General features: G+C 62.9%; 18 protein-coding genes. 9 read left to right on the plus strand and 9 right to left on the minus strand.

The annotated features are described in order from the left end of the window. The first annotated feature begins 11 nt into the window (after positions 1 to 11). The 4 genes from JY500_RS10185 (at position 12) to yoaA (ending at position 4994) form a co-directional block, all read left to right on the plus strand. On the plus strand, positions 12 to 338 hold the full coding sequence (locus JY500_RS10185; protein ID WP_206256267.1) for a PspC domain-containing protein: 327 nt from the start codon (positions 12 to 14) through the stop codon (positions 336 to 338). 18 nt (positions 339 to 356) lie between these two features. Next, a complete protein-coding gene (lpdA, locus tag JY500_RS10190) occupies positions 357 to 1781 on the plus strand; it encodes a dihydrolipoyl dehydrogenase (RefSeq protein WP_172199627.1) in 1425 nt (474 codons plus the stop codon). Between the two features lie 75 nt (positions 1782 to 1856). Further along, on the plus strand, positions 1857 to 2969 hold the full coding sequence (gene zapE / locus JY500_RS10195) for a cell division protein ZapE (RefSeq protein WP_206256268.1): 1113 nt from the start codon (positions 1857 to 1859) through the stop codon (positions 2967 to 2969). Between the two features lie 66 nt (positions 2970 to 3035). Next, positions 3036 to 4994 (plus strand): DNA repair helicase YoaA, encoded by a 1959-nt coding sequence (yoaA, locus tag JY500_RS10200; protein WP_206256269.1) that lies wholly within the window; start codon positions 3036 to 3038, stop codon positions 4992 to 4994. A 56-nt stretch (positions 4995 to 5050) separates the two neighbouring features. On the opposite strand, the gene JY500_RS10205 is transcribed toward yoaA, so the two are convergent. From JY500_RS10205 to ompR, 6 genes are read right to left on the minus strand one after another with little or no spacing between them, the layout of a single operon-like run. After that, positions 5051 to 5881, minus strand: a complete 831-nt coding sequence (locus JY500_RS10205) for a peptidylprolyl isomerase (RefSeq protein ID WP_172199636.1) — start codon at positions 5879 to 5881, stop codon at positions 5051 to 5053. An 18-nt stretch (positions 5882 to 5899) separates the two neighbouring features. Further along, positions 5900 to 6181 carry a BolA family protein gene (locus JY500_RS10210; protein WP_172199639.1) on the minus strand — a complete coding sequence of 94 codons (282 nt, stop codon included), beginning with the start codon at positions 6179 to 6181 and terminating at the stop codon, positions 5900 to 5902. Next, on the minus strand, positions 6181 to 6480 hold the full coding sequence (locus JY500_RS10215; protein WP_206256270.1) for a YciI family protein: 300 nt from the start codon (positions 6478 to 6480) through the stop codon (positions 6181 to 6183). The genes JY500_RS10210 and JY500_RS10215 overlap by 1 nt, the downstream gene beginning before the upstream one ends. Beyond that, complete coding sequence (locus JY500_RS10220) at positions 6480 to 7016, minus strand: septation protein A (protein WP_206256271.1); 537 nt, start codon at positions 7014 to 7016, stop codon at positions 6480 to 6482. The genes JY500_RS10215 and JY500_RS10220 overlap by 1 nt, the downstream gene beginning before the upstream one ends. A gap of 29 nt (positions 7017 to 7045) precedes the next feature. Beyond that, complete coding sequence (locus JY500_RS10225) at positions 7046 to 8398, minus strand: ATP-binding protein (protein ID WP_206256272.1); 1353 nt, start codon at positions 8396 to 8398, stop codon at positions 7046 to 7048. A 13-nt stretch (positions 8399 to 8411) separates the two neighbouring features. Next, entirely contained in the window at positions 8412 to 9140 is a 729-nt protein-coding gene (gene ompR / locus JY500_RS10230) for an osmolarity response regulator transcription factor OmpR (RefSeq protein WP_172199667.1), read from the minus strand. A 145-nt stretch (positions 9141 to 9285) separates the two neighbouring features. Between ompR and JY500_RS10235 the strand changes: the two genes are divergently transcribed. The 5 genes from JY500_RS10235 to JY500_RS10255 all read left to right on the plus strand — a co-directional run bounded on the left by JY500_RS10235 (position 9286) and on the right by JY500_RS10255 (position 13298). Further along, the gene (locus JY500_RS10235) at positions 9286 to 9675 is read left to right on the plus strand and encodes a hypothetical protein (protein ID WP_172199670.1); all 390 of its coding nucleotides are present in this window, start codon (positions 9286 to 9288) and stop codon (positions 9673 to 9675) included. Positions 9676 to 9790: 115 nt separating this feature from the next. Next, positions 9791 to 11344, plus strand: a complete 1554-nt coding sequence (locus tag JY500_RS10240; protein ID WP_206256273.1) for an acyl-CoA carboxylase subunit beta — start codon at positions 9791 to 9793, stop codon at positions 11342 to 11344. Positions 11345 to 11351: 7 nt separating this feature from the next. Continuing rightward, on the plus strand, positions 11352 to 11693 hold the full coding sequence (locus tag JY500_RS10245; RefSeq protein ID WP_206256274.1) for a hypothetical protein: 342 nt from the start codon (positions 11352 to 11354) through the stop codon (positions 11691 to 11693). An 8-nt stretch (positions 11694 to 11701) separates the two neighbouring features. Beyond that, positions 11702 to 12082 carry a biotin/lipoyl-containing protein gene (locus tag JY500_RS10250; protein ID WP_206256275.1) on the plus strand — a complete coding sequence of 127 codons (381 nt, stop codon included), beginning with the start codon at positions 11702 to 11704 and terminating at the stop codon, positions 12080 to 12082. 10 nt (positions 12083 to 12092) lie between these two features. After that, positions 12093 to 13298 carry a sodium ion-translocating decarboxylase subunit beta gene (locus tag JY500_RS10255; protein ID WP_206256276.1) on the plus strand — a complete coding sequence of 402 codons (1206 nt, stop codon included), beginning with the start codon at positions 12093 to 12095 and terminating at the stop codon, positions 13296 to 13298. On the opposite strand, the gene JY500_RS10260 is transcribed toward JY500_RS10255, so the two are convergent. The 3 genes from JY500_RS10260 to JY500_RS10270 form a co-directional block, all read right to left on the minus strand. After that, positions 13299 to 14861 carry a wax ester/triacylglycerol synthase family O-acyltransferase gene (locus JY500_RS10260; RefSeq protein WP_206256277.1) on the minus strand — a complete coding sequence of 521 codons (1563 nt, stop codon included), beginning with the start codon at positions 14859 to 14861 and terminating at the stop codon, positions 13299 to 13301. Positions 14862 to 14876: 15 nt separating this feature from the next. Next, positions 14877 to 15689, minus strand: a complete 813-nt coding sequence (locus JY500_RS10265) for an esterase/lipase family protein (RefSeq protein WP_206256278.1) — start codon at positions 15687 to 15689, stop codon at positions 14877 to 14879. A 79-nt stretch (positions 15690 to 15768) separates the two neighbouring features. Further along, positions 15769 to 16464: an HAD family hydrolase gene (locus JY500_RS10270; protein WP_246479857.1), complete on the minus strand. Its 696-nt coding sequence runs from the start codon at positions 16462 to 16464 to the stop codon at positions 15769 to 15771. Positions 16465 to 16467 lie beyond the last annotated feature (3 nt).

The following is a 16467-nucleotide window of genomic DNA, read 5'->3' on the forward strand; positions in this document are numbered from 1 at the left end:
GGAGGCAATCAATGTCCGTCGCCGATGAAATCGCCAAACTGCACCAGCTGAAAGAAAGCGGAGCATTGACGGACGCGGAGTTCGCTGCGGCGAAAGCGCGCCTCCTGGGCGATGAAGCACCCCGCAGCAACGCTGCGGGGTCGGCGGCGATCAACGGATTGCGCCGTTCGCGTGACGACCGCTGGATCGGTGGCGTCTGCGGCGGCATCGGCCGGATGACCGGGGTAGAGTCGTGGGTCTGGCGCCTGCTGTGGGTGCTGATGGCCTGCTTCGCCGGTGTAGGTGTGTTCGCCTACGTCCTCTGCTGGATTTTTGTACCCGACGAGAACGCCGGGTAATCACGATCGGAGCGTTCAATGGCTCAGGAATTCGATGTACTGGTGATCGGCGGCGGGCCCGCTGGTTACGTCGCCGCCATCCGTGCGGCGCAGCTGGGGCTGAAAGCAGCCTGTTGCGAATCTGCGGCGTATGCCGATCCGAAAGGCGAGCCGCGTCTGGGTGGCACCTGCCTTAACGTCGGCTGCATCCCGTCGAAGGCGCTGTTGTATTCGTCGGAACTCTACGATCACGCAACCCACGCCTTCGTGATGCATGGCATCAAGGTCGAAGGTGTGTCGATCGATGTGCCCTCGATGATCCGCCGCAAGGACAACATCGTTACGCAGCTCACCAGCGGCATCAAAGGGCTGTTCAAGAAGTACAAGGTCACCTTTCTTGCCGGTCACGGCAGCTTCGTCGCGGAGGCCGACGGCCTCTGGAAGATGAAGGTTGGCAACGAAGATGTCGTCGCCAAGCATGTGATCGTTGCCACCGGCTCGCGTGCGCGGCATCTGCCGGGGATCCCGGTCGACAACGTCAACATCGTCGACAACGAAGGCGCGCTCAAGACCGAGTCCGTGCCGAAGCGCCTGGGCGTGATCGGTGCTGGCGTGATCGGCCTTGAAATGGGCAGCGTCTGGAAGCGCCTTGGCTCCGAGGTCACCATTCTTGAGGCGCTGCCGGACTTCCTGGCGGCAGCCGATCAGGCGGTGGCGAAGGAGGCCTGGAAGGTCTTCACGAAGAAGCAGGGTTTGAACATCCAGCTTGGCGTGCAGATCAAGGAAGTGACGACCGGCCCCAACACGGTCTCCGTGAAGTACGAGAACGACGAAGGCGACCAGGTCCTTGAGTTCGACAAGCTGGTCGTGGCGGTGGGCCGTACGCCGAATACCGAAGGGCTCAACGCAGCAGCCGTCGGGCTCAAGCTTGATGCCCGTGGCCGAATTGAAGTCGACGATCACTGCTCGACCAATCTACGCAACGTATGGGCGGTCGGTGATGTGGTGCGGGGGCCGATGCTGGCGCACAAGGGCATGGAAGAGGGCGTCATGGTGGCCGAATGCATCGCCGGTCAGGCGGGGCACTGCAACTACGACACGATTCCGTGGGTCATCTACACCCAGCCGGAGATCGCCTGGGTCGGCAAGACCGAGCAGGATCTGAAGGCCGCAGGCATTCCGTTCAAGGCGGGCCAAATCCCGTTCATGGCGAACGGCCGTGCCTTGGGGCAGGGCGACACCACGGGTTTCGTGAAGGTTCTGGCGCATGCCGAGACGGATCAGATCCTCGGTGCTCACATCATCGGCACCAACGCGTCGGAGCTGATCGCCGAGGCGGTCGTTGCGATGGAGTTTGGCGCGTCGTCTGAGGACCTGGCCCGCACCGCTCATGCCCACCCGACCCTGTCGGAAGTGATGCACGAAGCCGCGCTGGCAGTCGACAAGCGTTCGCTGCACTTCTAAAGCATTGCAACCGGACGGCCGTTCACCGGTCTATCGACCGAGAACGGCCGTTTTCTATTTCGATACGCAGCAGCCATGCCGCACCGCATCCTCAACGTTCCTGAATTTGGCGTCCGCGACGCCTATGAATCCCTGCTGAAGGCCCGTGGGTACAAGGCCGACGCGGCACAACGCGGCGCCATCGCGCGTTTGCAGGATCTCTACACCGATCTGCTGGCCTTCAAGGCAGTTCGCCGAACGCGCTTGCGCAAGCTGGTGTTCAACCCGCACCCGCCACGCAGCGTCTATCTCTGGGGGGGGGTTGGGCGCGGCAAGAGCTTCATCATGGACTGCTTCTTCGACGCGGTGCCTTACCAGCGCAAGCGTCGGGTGCACTTCCATGCGTTCATGCGGGAAGTGCATGAGCTGCTGCGCAGCTTCAAGGACAACGAAGACCCGCTGATTCGCGTGGCCGAGACGATTGCCCGCCAAACGCGGCTGATGTGCTTCGACGAGTTCCACGTCTCCGACATCGCCGACGCGATGATTCTCGGCCGTCTGCTGGACGCCCTGTTCGCACGCGGTGTGGTGTTCGTGATGACCTCGAATTACCCGCCGGACGGCCTCTATCCGAATGGGCTGCAACGGCAGAATTTCCTGCCAACGATTGACCTGATCAAGCGGCGTTTCGATGTGCTCGAAGTTGATCAGGGCACGGACTACCGCTTGCGCGCGCTTGAGCGCATGAACATCTACATCGTGCCAGCAGGCGCCAATGCGGACGAGCAGTTGGCCAATGAATTCAGACAGGTGGCCGGTGGCAAGGGTATGCCGGGCGAAATCGAATTGCTCGATCGCCAGATTCCGGTACGGCGCCTGCATGAAGGCACCGTGTGGTTCGATTTCGCCACGCTTTGCGGTGGCCCTCGCTCGCAGAATGACTACCTTGACCTTGCTCGGCGCTACCACACGATATTCCTGTCCGACATTCCGGTCATGACGCGCGACAATGGCAACGAGGCACGGCGTTTTACCTGGCTTGTCGATGTGCTCTACGACTGCCGTGTGAAGCTGATCATCAGCGCGGCAGCCGAAGCGCCTGATCTTTATCGCGAGGGGCCGAATGCGCAGGAATTCCCCCGCACCGTATCGCGCCTGATCGAGATGCGCTCGCGCGAGTATCTGGCGGAGCGCCATCGCCCAGTGTGATCGGCCCGCGGCGGCCAGGGTCATACATCGGCCGTGCTAACATCGCCGACCCACGCGCCCGCCGCCATGAAAGAACTCTCCAGCTACTTCGCCGAAGACGGCGCGCTCGCCCAACGCATTGCCGGTTACCGGCCGCGTCCTCAACAGTTCGAGATGGCGCAGGCGATCGCCGACGCCATCAAGGGCAATCGGGTGCTCGTCGCCGAAGCCGGCACCGGCACCGGGAAGACCTTTGCCTACCTTGTGCCGGCGCTGCTCTCCGGCGGCAAGGTGATCGTCTCCACCGGCACCAAGACGCTGCAGGACCAGCTGTTCCATCGCGATCTGCCTGCGGTGCGCGACGCGCTACGCGTGCCGGTCAGCGTCGCGCTGCTCAAAGGGCGTGCGAACTACCTGTGCCACTATCACCTGGAGCGGGCACAGAGCGATGGCCGATTCGCCACCCGCGAAGATGCACTGCATTTGCCCAAAATCGTACGCTGGGCCAAGCACACCTCAACCGGCGATAAGGCCGAGTGCCCGGACGTTTCCGAAGACGCTGCGGTGTGGCAACAAGTCACCTCGACACGCGACAACTGCCTCGGGCAGGACTGTCCGAGCGTCAAGGAATGCTTCGTCCTCGCCGCGCGCCGCGCTGCGCAAGAAGCCGAGGTCGTGGTGGTCAATCACCACCTCTTCTTTGCTGATGTGATGCTGCGCGACACCGGTCTCGCTGAGTTGCTGCCGGCCTGCAACACGGTGATCTTCGACGAAGCGCACCAACTGCCCGAGACGGCCAGCCTGTTCTTCGGCGAGAGTATCTCGACCGGGCAACTGTTGGATCTCGCGCGGGACACTCGCAACGAGGCGATTGCCGGCGCCAAGGATTTCATGCCCTTGCAGGATGCGACCCGCACGCTGGAAAAGGCGGCCCGCGATCTGCGGCTGGCCTTCCCCGGTGACAACCAACGGCTCGGGTGGAATCAACTCGGCAGTTTGAAAGGCCTCGAGCCGGCGCTCGATTCACTGGTTCGGGAGATGGACGCTTTTGCCGCCCTGCTCGAAACGCAGGCTGAACGCTCCGAGGGCCTTGAACGCTGCTGGCAGCGCACCTCCGAAATCGCGGAACGCATCACGCGCTGGCGTATGCCGCCGGGGCCGGAAATCGTTCGCTGGGCCGAGGTGTACAGCCAGTCTGCGTCGCTCAACGCCACACCGCTGCATGTGGCCGGACTCTTCCGCAAACAGCTGGAAGGCACCGCGCGTTCGTGGATCTTTACCTCGGCCACGCTCGCGGTTGGGCGCGATTTCCGGCACTACTGCGAGGAACTCGGCCTCGACGCGCTGGAACCGCCACCCGACACCGCGGTGTGGGGCAGCCCGTTCGATTACGCCACGCAGGCCTTGCTGTACGCCCCGGAAGGCATGCCCGACCCGAACAGCCCTGGCTATGTGGATGCGGTAGTCGAGGCGGCGTTGCCCGCGATTCGCGCTGCTCAGGGGCGTACCTTCGTCCTTTGTACGGCTTTACGCGCGATGCAGCGCATCCATGAGCAGCTTGCGAGCCGTTTTGAGCGCGAGGCGCTGGATTTTCCTTTGCTGATGCAAGGGCAGGGCTCGCGCAGCGAATTGCTTGAGCGTTTCCGCAAGTTGGGTAACGCCGTGCTGGTTGCCAGCCAGAGTTTCTGGGAGGGCGTCGATGTGCCGGGCGATGCGCTCTCGCTCGTCGTGATCGACAAGCTGCCCTTCGCACCGCCGGATGATCCGGTGCTGGCCGCGCGTATCGAATGGATGCGTTCTGAGGGGCGAAACCCCTTCATGGATTACCAGCTGCCGCGATCGGTGATCAACGTCAAGCAGGGGGCAGGGCGCCTGATCCGTACCGAGCGCGACCGCGGCGTCTTGATGATCTGCGACCCGCGAATGATCGACAAACCCTATGGCCGACGTGTCTGGCAAAGCCTGCCGCCAATGGCTCGCACGCGTCGCTCGTCCGACGCGGTTGCCTTTCTCGAGACGCTACCGCCGCCGGCCAGAACGGACTGAGCACACAAAAGCAAAACGGCCCGCAAGGGCCGTTTTGTTGATGCGTAGAAATCCGCTTACTGGATCTTGGCGGCCTTCTTCAGCTCGCCGATGTGCTTCTCGACGGCTTGCTGTTGCAGACGCTGCTGGATGTTGGCCTTGACCTGGTCATAGGCCGGCGGCGTCGCGTCACGCGAGTCGTCCAGCAGGATCACGTGGTAGCCGAAATCGGTCTTGACCGGCTCGGTCGTGTACTTGCCCTTCTGAAGCTTGCCGAGCGCTTCGCCAAACGGCTTCACGTAGGCATCCGGCGAATTCCAGCCGAGGTCGCCACCGTTGTCCTTGGAGCCGGTGTCCTTGCTGTCCTTCGCTAGGTCGGCGAACTTGGCGCCGCCCTTGAGCTTGGTGATGATCGCCTTGGCGTCGTCTTCCTTCTCGACGAGGATGTGGCGGGCCTTGTATTCCTTCTTGGCGCTCTTGGCGACGAGCTCGTCGTAGGCCTTCTTCACGTCGGCTTCCGGAATCGGATGCGTCTTGACGTAGTCTTCGAGGTAGGCGCCGACCAGGGCCGAGCGCTGCATCAGCTGCATTGCGGTCTGGAAGCGCGGGTTCTTGTCGACACCCTTCTTCTTCGCTTCCTGGGCGATCACTTCACGACGGACCAACTCTTCGCGGATCGCGTTGCGCACTTCAGCATTGTCAGGCGCACCGCGCTGCATCTGCTCTTGCATGAACAGGTCGGCCTGTGCCTGCGGGATGGCAACGCCATTCACCGTAGCAACGGGGCCAGAAGACTTGGCAGCCGGAGCGGCAGCCGGTTTTGCGGCAGCCTTGTCATCGGCGGAGGCCGCAACCGAGATCGCGGCGGCAACGATACCGACGAGCAGTCGGCTGATTTCACGTTTCATGGAGTTCCTCTGGTTTGGTCAAGCGTGGGGTGAGGCAGATTCATCCGGGGTTCGCGCGTCGATGGCTAGCGCGTGAATCCTGGCCGGAATCATGTCGGCGAGTCGTGCATACACCGCGCGATGGCGAGCGATCCGCGACTTGCCGGAAAACTGGTGAGAAACGATGTGCAGGCGAAAGTGCCCGCCGCCGCCCGCGGCCCCGGCATGGCCCGCATGGCGTGCGCTCTCGTCTTCGAGCGTGAGCGCAAGCGGATCCAGTTCGGTCAGACGCGACCGGATTTCGTCGATCAGGGTGGTCATCAGGGGAGTACGCGCTTGAAGGGTCGAACGACGGTGCTGGCAAAGACGCCATCGGCCACGTACGGATCTTGTGCGATCCAGGCCTCGGCTTCGGCTTGGCTCGCAAATTCTGCGACGATCAGACTGCCGACAAAACCTGCGGGGCCCGGATCAGGGCTATCGATTGCAGGCATTGGGCCGGCCAACAGCAAGCGGCCAGCATCAGCAAGCGCCTGGAGGCGCGCCAAATGAGCGGGGCGTGCAGCGAGCCGTTTTTCGAGGCTGTTCGGGGTGTCTTCACCCATCAGGGCGTACAGCATTACTTCTTTTCCTCATCAAGGTAGCGCGAAAGCATCAGACTTTGCACCACCACGAAAACGAGCATCAACCCGGTCCCCCCAAACAGCTTGAAGTTGACCCAGGTCTGTTCAGAAAAGCGATAAGCCACTGCGATGTTGATCACGCCCATCGCAGCGAAGAACGCCATCCAGGAGTAATTCAGCTTGCTCCAGGCCTCTTCAGGGAGTTCCAGCTGAGAGCCGAAGATCGCTTGCATCGGATTGCGGCGAAATCCCCACTGGGTGACGATCATCGCGATGGCCATGCCCCAGTAGATGATCGTCGGCTTCCATTTGATGAACGTCGGATCGTGCAGTACCAAGGTCAGCGTGCCGAAGATCACAACGACAACGGCCGAGAACCACATCATCGGTTCGACCTTGCGATGGATGAAATAAGCCCACGCGAGCTGCAGTACCGTTGCTGCCACCGCCACACCCGTCGCGACGTAGATGTCGGCGAACTTGTAGGCGATGAAGAACAGCAGAACGGGGAAAAGGTCGAAAAGTATCTTCATATCAGCCGGCCATTATAGCGATGTCGTCGTTACGCGTTGCTTGTGGTGCGCAAAGCCTGCTGAACCAGGATTTGAGCAGCCAGTCCGCCGCCTTCACGCGGCAGCAGATCCAGACGTCCGCCGTGGGCCCGTGCGACCCGATCGACGATCGCAAGCCCCAGGCCGGACCCCATCGCATCGGTCCGCGCAGCCTCAAGGCGGGTAAAGGGGCGTTTGAGGCGCTCGACTTGGTCAGGCGGAATACCGGGGCCGCGATCCTTGACCGAGAAGACCAGTTGCCCGCCGCGACGTTCGCAGCCCACTTCGACGGGCTTCTCGTGGCCGGCGTAGCGAAGGGCATTGTCGATCAGATTCGAAACTGCGCGTCGCAGCGCTTTGGGCTTTCCGTGGAATGGCAGCGTGGTACTCGTGATCTCGCCGGCTACGACATTTGCCAGGCCCCGCCGTTGATAGCTCTGAATCAGGTCGTTTGCCAGCGCAGCGCCGTCGAGTTCGGCCATCGATTCATCGGCGCTGCCGCGAGCAAAATCGAGGAACTGCCCGATGATCTTGTCCATTTCCTCAACGTCGGTGGACATCGCTTCAATGTCGTCCGGATGCGCGCCGGTCATCTCGATCCCGAGGCGGAGGCGTGCGAGCGGCGTGCGCAGGTCATGCGATACCCCCGCGAGGATCAGCGCACGGTCGGATTCGAGCTGCGCGAGACTCTCCGACATCTGGTTGAACGCGCGGCTCACTTCGTTGATTTCGCTCGGGCCTTCTTCCGGCAGGCGAGGCGGTGGCTCGCCACGACCCACCATCCGTGCCGCCGCCGCAATTTGCGCCATCGGCCCGGCAACGCGCCGCACGATCAGGTAAGCGCCCAGCATCGCGAGAATGCCCGCGGCAATGCCCCATCCCAGCCATTCAGCGGTACGGACACGTTCAAAGCGCTCGCGCGGCAACATCACCCAGAACAGATCGTTCGGATCATCCGGATCGATCCGGAAGCTGACCCAGATGCCTTCGATGCCTTCACGGCTGCCGGCGAAACGGGTTTCGCTGCCGAGCTGGCGGCTGACTTCGGCGGCGATCACACGAATCGTCGGGGAATCGGGAAGCGGCCCCAGCTCGTCGCCGGGTTCCGCTGGGTAGATGCGGATCCCTTCCTGTACCGACAGATCGCGCAACAGCGCAAGGCGCAGCAGCGGATCGGCGTTGACGAGCGCGGCGCGAGTCAGATTGACCACGCTGACCAACATCTGGCCGAGCTGGCGTGCGCGCGGCTCCGATTCGAAACGCACGAATAGCTGGTACCACGCAGCCAGCGCGAGGCCGATCAGCAGCGCGATCAGGAAGAAGGTGCGCCACAGCAGGCTGCTGGGCGCAAAGCGAATCACCACTTAACGATGGGCGTCAGCTGCTGCGCTGACCATCCGGCACGAAGACATAGCCAAAGCCCCAGACCGTTTGCAGGTAACGGGGCCTTGAAGCCTCTTCTTCGACCAGTTTGCGCAGACGCGAGATCTGCACGTCAATCGAGCGATCGAATGCGTCGTACTCCCGACCGCGGGCCAGTTCCATCAGTTTGTCGCGCGACAGCGGCTGACGCGGGTGCTGCAAAAGCACCTTGAGCAGCGCGAACTCGCCCGTTGTAAGCGGCATTTCCTCGCCGTCACGCGTAAGCGAACGCGTGCCGAGGTTGACCGTGACACGACCAAAACTGACAACCTCTTCGTCTTCGGCTGGCGCACCCGGCGGCGTGCGTGGCTTGCGGCGCAGCACGGCGTGGATTCGCGCCACCAGCTCGCGCGGGTTGAAGGGTTTGGGCAGGTAGTCGTCAGCGCCCATTTCGAGGCCAACAATACGATCGACTTCGTCGCCCTTGGCGGTCAGCATGATGATCGGCAGCTCGCTGCCGTTGCCGCGCAAGCGGCGGCAGATGGAAAGGCCGTCTTCGCCCGGCAGCATCAGGTCCAGCACCAGCAGGTCGGCGTGTTCGCGGGTCAGCGCGCGGTCCATGGCCGGGGCGTCGGCCACGGCCTTCACGCCGAAACCTTGTTCCTCAAGATAGCGCTCCAGCAGGTTGCGCAGGCGTGCATCGTCATCGACGATCAGGATACGGTGGCGTTCTTTGGTTTCCATGGGCTACATGCTAACGGCTCATCGCCGCGGTCGCCAGCGCATGGCAGGTAAAGGTTCGTTGCGGAAAGTGCGACATGAAACACCTCGTAACAAGGAACGGCCATCGCCAAACATATCATTCGCGGCGAGCGGTGAAGATGCGTCCATGAAAAGCGTGGATGTCATCCCGCACAAGCAGGGGATTCGAATGGTGAAGGTGATGTGGCGGAGCGTGGGAAGCGGGGCTTTTACAGCACTGCTGCTGGCGTTCGCTCATCCAGCGGTGGCCGAGGGCTTACGCTTTGGCCACAACTTCGAGAAACGTTCAACGCAGTCAGGCTTGCGTGAAGAGTTACGGGCCGAGCGTCAGGAGCAGCGCCGGGATGACTGGCGCGAACACCAGGCCGATCGCTTTGACGATAGCCGGCGACCCGGCAGGCTTGATGCGCGCTACGACAGCGAACCCACCCCCGCGGTAAGGCGGCTTAGTGCGGAAGAGCGCCGGCAACTCCGCCGGGACCTGCAAGGCGCCGCCCGCGACCTCTACGGCCGCTGATTGGTGCATTTGTCCTTCCGGGATTGATGACTGTCAAGCGGACGACACTCGCTGCGGCGTAGCGTGTCCTGCGTGAGCCGCCCAATGCAGGCGGCTGCGGGAACGCGAGGCCGTCATGACTCTTCCCCCAAAACTGGCACAGCTCCTTGAGGAGCGGCGCGCAGCCATTCTGCTTGCGGGCGGTGCCGACAAACTTGAGCAGCGCCACAAGAAAGGCCAGTTAGGCGCTCGCGAGCGCCTCGACACGCTTTTCCAGCAAGGCACTTTCCAGGAATTCGGCGCTCATGTAACGCATGATGCGCATGCCTTCGGCATGGAAGGTAAGACACTCCCCTCCGACGGGGTGGTCACCGGCACCGGCTTTGTCGACGGGCAGCATGTTGCCGCGTTCAGCCAGGACTTCACCGTCTGCGCGGGCACGCTGGGCAAGGCGCACGCCAACAAGATCGTCCGGTTGATGAATTTCGCGCTGGCGCAGGGCATTCCGCTCGTTGCGTTCAAGGATTCGGGCGGCGCCCGTATTCAGGAAGGTGTCGAGGCCCTTTCTGGCTACGGTGAAGTGTTCTACGCGAACGTACTGCTTTCAGGAGTGGTGCCGCAGATCGCGGCGGTACTGGGGCCGTGTGCCGGTGGAGCCGCTTATTCGCCGGCGCTGATGGACTTCATCGTGATGACGCGCCGCAATGCGCAGATGTTCATCACCGGCCCTGAGGTCATCAAGGCTGTGACGGGGCACGAGACGACGATGGACGAAGTCGGCGGTGCCGAGATGCATGCGGCAGTGAGCGGCAATGTTCACTTCCTTGCTGAGGACGATGCGCACGCGATTGCGATCATCCGTTCGCTGCTCTCCTATCTGCCGGCCAACAACACCGAAGATCCACCACACCGGCTCGATCCCGGGCTGGATCTGTCACACGACGACGCGATCGATGCGCTGATTCCGGATCAGGCGAACGAGCCGTTGGACATGCCGGCCGTGATCCGCCGCATCGTCGATGATGGCGAGCTGCTTGAGGTGCATGCGAGCTTTGCGCGCAACATCATCGTCGGGCTCGCGCGAATCGGCGGCGTCGTTGTCGGCATCGTCGCGAACCAGCCGCAGGTAATGGCCGGGGCGCTGGACATCAACGCGTCAGACAAGGCATCGCGTTTTATCCGCTTCTGCAATGCCTTCAACATTCCGCTGGTCACGTTTGTCGATGTGCCGGGCTTTTTGCCCGGTGTCGAGCAGGAGCGGGGGGCCATCATCCGGCATGGCGCGAAGCTGTTGTTCGCATACGCATCCTGCACGGTGCCGAAGATCACGCTGGTGCTGCGCAAGGCCTACGGCGGTTCCTACCTCGCGATGTGTAGCCAGGAGATGGGCGCGGACATGGTGTTCGCCTGGCCGACTGCCGAGATCGCCGTGATGGGCGCAGACGCAGCGGTGAAGCTGCTCTACCGTCGCGAGATTGAACAGGCCGAGGATCGCGCAGAGAAGGCGGCGGAATATGCCGCGGCTTACCGCGCTGAGTTTGCGTCGCCGTATGCCTCCGCCGCGCGCGGCTACATCACGGATGTGATCCAGCCTGCCGAGACCCGGGCTGCGCTGCGGCTTGCGTTGCGCAAGACGCTGGCCAAACGCGAACGCCGGCCGGCCAAGAAGCACGGCAACATTCCGCTGTAACGCCGCCATGAGTCTGCCGATCACGATCCAGATTTACTTGCTCGCTGCAGTTGTGAGCTTTGCCGTTGCGGGGCTCATCCATCTGCTTGTGGTGACGCTCGATGTGACACGACGCCGGCAGGTGACGATGGTGTCCTCCGCGCCGCCTTCGGTGACGCCTCAGCCCACATCGCCGACGGCAACTCAAGTGGCCGCCATCAGCGCTGCACTCAACGAGATCCTGGGCAACTACCGGATCGTTCGCATCGAAACCGCCGAGCGTGGACACACATGGGTGTCCGGCGCGCGCGCAGCCCAGCACGATTCCCATCATCTGGCCCGTTCGCCGGGTCGCTCTCCCAGTCAGTGAGGCAAAGCATGGAGCGCAGCTTCCGCATAACGGTGGATGGTCAGGTATTCATGGTGACCGTCGAGGAGCTGGACGGCACGCCGCAGACTGCACTGCCTTCGCCAGCGCAGGCCTTTGCGCAGCCTTCGTCGGCCGTCGTCAGTGCGCCTGCCGCACCGACTGCGTCGCCGCCGGCCCAGGGTGCGGTGGTCAGCCACCTCGGCGGGACGGTCGATGAGGTCAGCGTGAAAGTCGGCCAACGTGTCGCGGCAGGCGATCGCCTCGCAACGATCGAGGCGATGAAAATGAAGAACGCGATCTTTGCCAGCAGCGCGGGAACGGTGACGTCGATTGAAGTTGCTGCGGGCGATACGGTGTCTGCCGGGCAAGTGCTCTTGCGGCTCGGCTGAGAGAAGCGCGATGCACGACATACTGAGCATGCAGCTGTTTCAGGGGGTGGCGACACTCATTGCGGCGGAACCGAAGATCGCGCTGGGCCGCATTGCCCTGATCGTGCTCGGCTGTGTCCTGGTCTGGCTCGGTAAGCGGGGGATACTTGAAGAGCTTCTGATGATCCCGATGGGGCTCGGCATGGCCGCCGTGAACGCCGGTGTGCTGTTCATCAAACCGGGTACATTTGGCACGCTGTTCGTCGATCCGCTCGCGAACGGCACGGACGCAGTGATGAACCAGTTGCAGATCGACTGGCTGCAACCGATCTATACGCTGATGTTCAGCAACGGCCTGATCGCGTGCCTTGTTTTCATGGGCATTGGCGTATTGCTCGATGTCGGGTACGTGATGGCGCGGCCGTTCCAGAGCATGTTTCTCGCGCTGTGTGCCGAGTTGGGCACGGTGGTCGTCTTTCCGATCGCGATGGCGATGGGGATGACGCCGGGGCAGTCCGCATCGGTTGCGTTGATTGGCGGCGCAGACGGGCCAATGGTATTGTTTGCTTCGCTGGTGTTGGCGCGCGACTTGTTCGTGCCGATCACGGTAGTCGGCTACCTCTACCTGGGCCTCACCTACGGCGCCTATCCCTGGATCATCAAGGCGCTTGTGCCGGAACGGCTGCGAGGCATTTCAATGGACGACGGGCCGGTGAAGCAGATCAGCGCCGGTCACAAGCTGATCTTCGCGGTTGCCGCGTGCGTACTGCTGTGCCTGCTATTTCCGGTCGCGGCGCCACTGTTCTTGTCGCTATTCATCGGTGTTGCCGTGCGCGAGGCGGGCCTCAAGCATTACACGGTGTTGCTGGGGGAACAGATTCTCTATGGTGCGACCTTCTTCCTCGGCCTCACGCTGGGTGTGCTGTGTGAAGCCGGTACGCTGCTCGACCCGGTGGTGCTCAAGCTTCTGTTGCTGGGCATGCTGGCGCTGCTGCTGTCTGCCCTCGGCGGGCTCGCGGGAGGCTATGCGATGTACTTCTTCACCCGCGGCCGCTTCAACCCGATGGTGGGCGTTGCTGGCGTGAGTTGCGTGCCGACGACGGCGAAGCTGGTTCAGAAGCTCGCAGCGGATGCTTCCCCCACTGCGATGATCTTGCCGCAGGCCCTGGGCGCCAATATCAGCGGCGTCATCACGACGGCCGTGCTGGCCGGTATTTACGTCGCGCTGCTGCGCTGATCAGTCTTTCTGAACAGCGCCGCGCGGCTTCGCGGCAGCGCGTGCGCGTGAGGCTGGGCGCGACGAGACCGTTGCTTCCGGGCGCCCGGTACGGATCAGCTTGGTGCTGGCGACCTTCTTGCGTGTCGGGGTCGCCCTCTTGGTGGCGCGGCGTGCGTCGGCGATCGCCAGGTACTCCTGGAAGCTGTCTCGCACACTTTGCGCGAAGACTTCCGGCTCTGGCATCTGTTCACGACAGAAGGTCGGCGACACGATGATCTTGTCGTCGTAGCTCGTGACGGCGAATACCAGACCTTGCCCGTCGGTGATTGGCATCAGGGCGGAGAAATACGTCATCCGCGCACCGATCAGGTACAGCGGTTCATCCGGCCCTGGCACATTGGTGATCGTGCAGTTCGCGCGCGGCGCGCGCTTGTCGACCTCCATTGCCGCGCGAGTCAGGAATTTGCTGGTGAATGCGAGCGTGGCGGCTGAGGCATGCAAGCGGCTGTCCGTCAGCTCACGCGCGCCGACACCACGTTCCATCAATTCGCTGGCGGTCTGTTCGTGAATTGCGCGCAGGCGTTCGACCGGGTCGGCGATGTCGGTGCCGAGCTGAACGCGAATCCACGCCACCTCCCGACGTGCGCCCGGTTCGCTTTCCGCATCACGCATGTAGACCGGCGCCATGGCCCACAGGCTTACTGAGGGCAATTCGCCTTGCATGTCGAGAAAGTGGCGTAGCGCACCGCCACATACCGCCAGCACTGCATCGTTGATCCGCGCGCCGGGCACGAGATCGCGGATGCGCTTGAAATCATCGAGCGGGAAACGCCGGGTTTCAAAGGCCCGGTACGGGGAAACCGGCGCGTTGAAGCGCGTGAGTGCGATCCGCGCCGGGCGGTTGAGCACGTCGTTGACGAATGTGGTCACCATTGGCGCCAGGGTGCGCATGAGGTTGAGGCCGGGGCGGACCAGGCGGCTTGGTGGCCAGACGCTTCCGACGAGCCCGCGCGCCATCATCGAGAGTTCTCCCGGCGGTGTTTCCGGGAACCAGGGCTCAGGCGGTTCGGGCGGATGCGGTTTGGGCGTCGTGTCGTGGAGCAAGGACGTGATCTCGCTGCCTTCCTCCACATCCAGCGCGGCGTGGTGAAGCTTGGTCACCAGCGCGAAGCTGCCGGGAGGCAGATCCACGAAGCTGTCCAGCCCCTCGATGACGTACATTTCCCAAAGCGGCCGGTTGAGGTCCAGTGGGCGGGCGTGAATACGCGAAACCTGGATACAGAACTGCCGCCAGTCACCCGGCTTGGGCAGCGCGATGTGGCGGACGTGGAATTCCAGATCGAAGTTATCGTCTTCGACCCAATACGGAAAATCGAAGTCGAAGGGCAGGCGCTTGAGTTTCTGCCGGAAGATGGGCGAGCGGTGGAGCCGGCCTTCGATGTGCGCGAGGATGTCCTTGAAGCGAACCCGCCCGCCGAGCGCCGTCGACTGATCGTAGATGTGGATCAGCGTGACGTTGGAGTTGGCATGCGCCGAGTCCGAGTACAGGAAGGCGGCATCGTGTTCGCTGAGTTGTCGCATGGCGTCGTTGTGGCTTCAGAGCGGCAGTGACTTGTGGGTCAACAGCCGGTAGAGGCGGCCGGTCAAGCCGGTCGGTTCGTAAGGGTGCCAGTCGCCTTCCGGTTGTGCGAGCCGATCGGCCACGATGTTGAGCACAACAGCGTTGAAGGCCAGACCAAGGTGGCTGCCCGGTACGCGAATGTTCTCGTGCAGCGCTGGGTCGCCATCGATGGTGGCCTCTTGTGGCGGCACCACGCCGTCGCTGAGCGAATACAGGCAGCTCATCGGAATCGGCATCCGTTTCTGCTCACGCAGGTCGCGGGCCTTGGGCTGCGCCAGGTGGCCGTGCGTGCCAAGCGGGTGGGCGATCAGTCGATAGATGGCTTTTACCAGCGGCGGTGACTGGCTGCCTTCGGGCCCCATGCTGACAGGGCTGCCCAGCGTGATGATGTTGCGCACGCATTCCGGCGCTGCTTTGGCGCCATACAGGGCGAACATGCCACCGAGGCTCCAGCCGACCAGGCTGACCTTGCGGCCGCTCTTGAAGTGCATGAAGCGGATCTTTTGCTGTAACGCGTTGGCGTGACGCGTCTGGAAGCCAAGATTACGCCCGAGGCCCCAGGTTTGCACGTCGTAGCCACGGTTGCGCAGGAAGTACTTGAGCGCGAGCAGGGAGCCCTCGTCGCCGAGGAAGCCGGGCAACAGCAGGACAGGGTGGCCATCGCCTCGCTCTGCACTGGCAAGCAGCGGCAGCCCGGCGGGCAGGGCTGCAATTTCGAGCAGCGCGCGCGGCTCGATCAACGAATGGAGCGGGTTCGGCGTGCCGGCGTGACTGTGTCGGGTCGTCATGACCAGACAGTTTGTTTCACAACCGGACTGATTGCAAAGGCAGCGGTCGTGCGGCAGACATTTTCTGCCGGCCTCGGGCTCAGGTGGTGCCAGCCGGCTCCAGATCCAGCGCGTTGCGCACGCGCGAGCAGATCTCCGCCGGGGTGCGGGAGATCAGTTCGTCGGGGACATCGAACTTCTTCGTCAGGCGCTTGTGGTCCTCAAACCCGTATGCAGCGATGAAAGGGTGCATGCCGGCGGCGACCGCAGCACTGAAGTCGCTGAACTCGTCGCCACACGCATAGCTGCGCGCGGGGTTGATGCCGAACCGTTCGCGCGCCACGCGGAACGGATGGCGCTTATCGTCGCCGAGGGCAAGGCATGCGACGAAGTCCAGCGCAGTCAGGTCTACATCGTGCCGCGCAAACAGGCGCCGCAACGTGTGCGCAGGTTCGAAGGTGACGTTGCGGGTGACGAGACCGACCCGCAGGCCCGGAGTAGCGATCAACTCGCGTAGCAGCTCGGCCATGCCCGGATAGAGTCTGGCCTCGTCGCGATAGATGTCGGTCAGCGTTGCCAGCACCTGCTTGCGGGTCTGCTTGCCGAACTGCTTCTTGAGGTTGCCCGGAAACTCCTTGATTCCGCCAAGGTACTTGAAGAGCTTGCGCCGCTTCTGGAAGCGTTCGAGGTCGCCAATTTCCATGCCATGGCGGGCAAAGGCGAGATCGATCGCCGCGAAGGCATCGACGGTGGTGCCGTCTGCGTCAAACAGGATCAGTCGTTCGCTGCTGTACATGGG

Origin of the sequence: Niveibacterium microcysteis, from assembly GCF_017161445.1 — a bacterium.
Classification (GTDB): domain Bacteria; phylum Pseudomonadota; class Gammaproteobacteria; order Burkholderiales; family Rhodocyclaceae; genus Niveibacterium; species Niveibacterium microcysteis.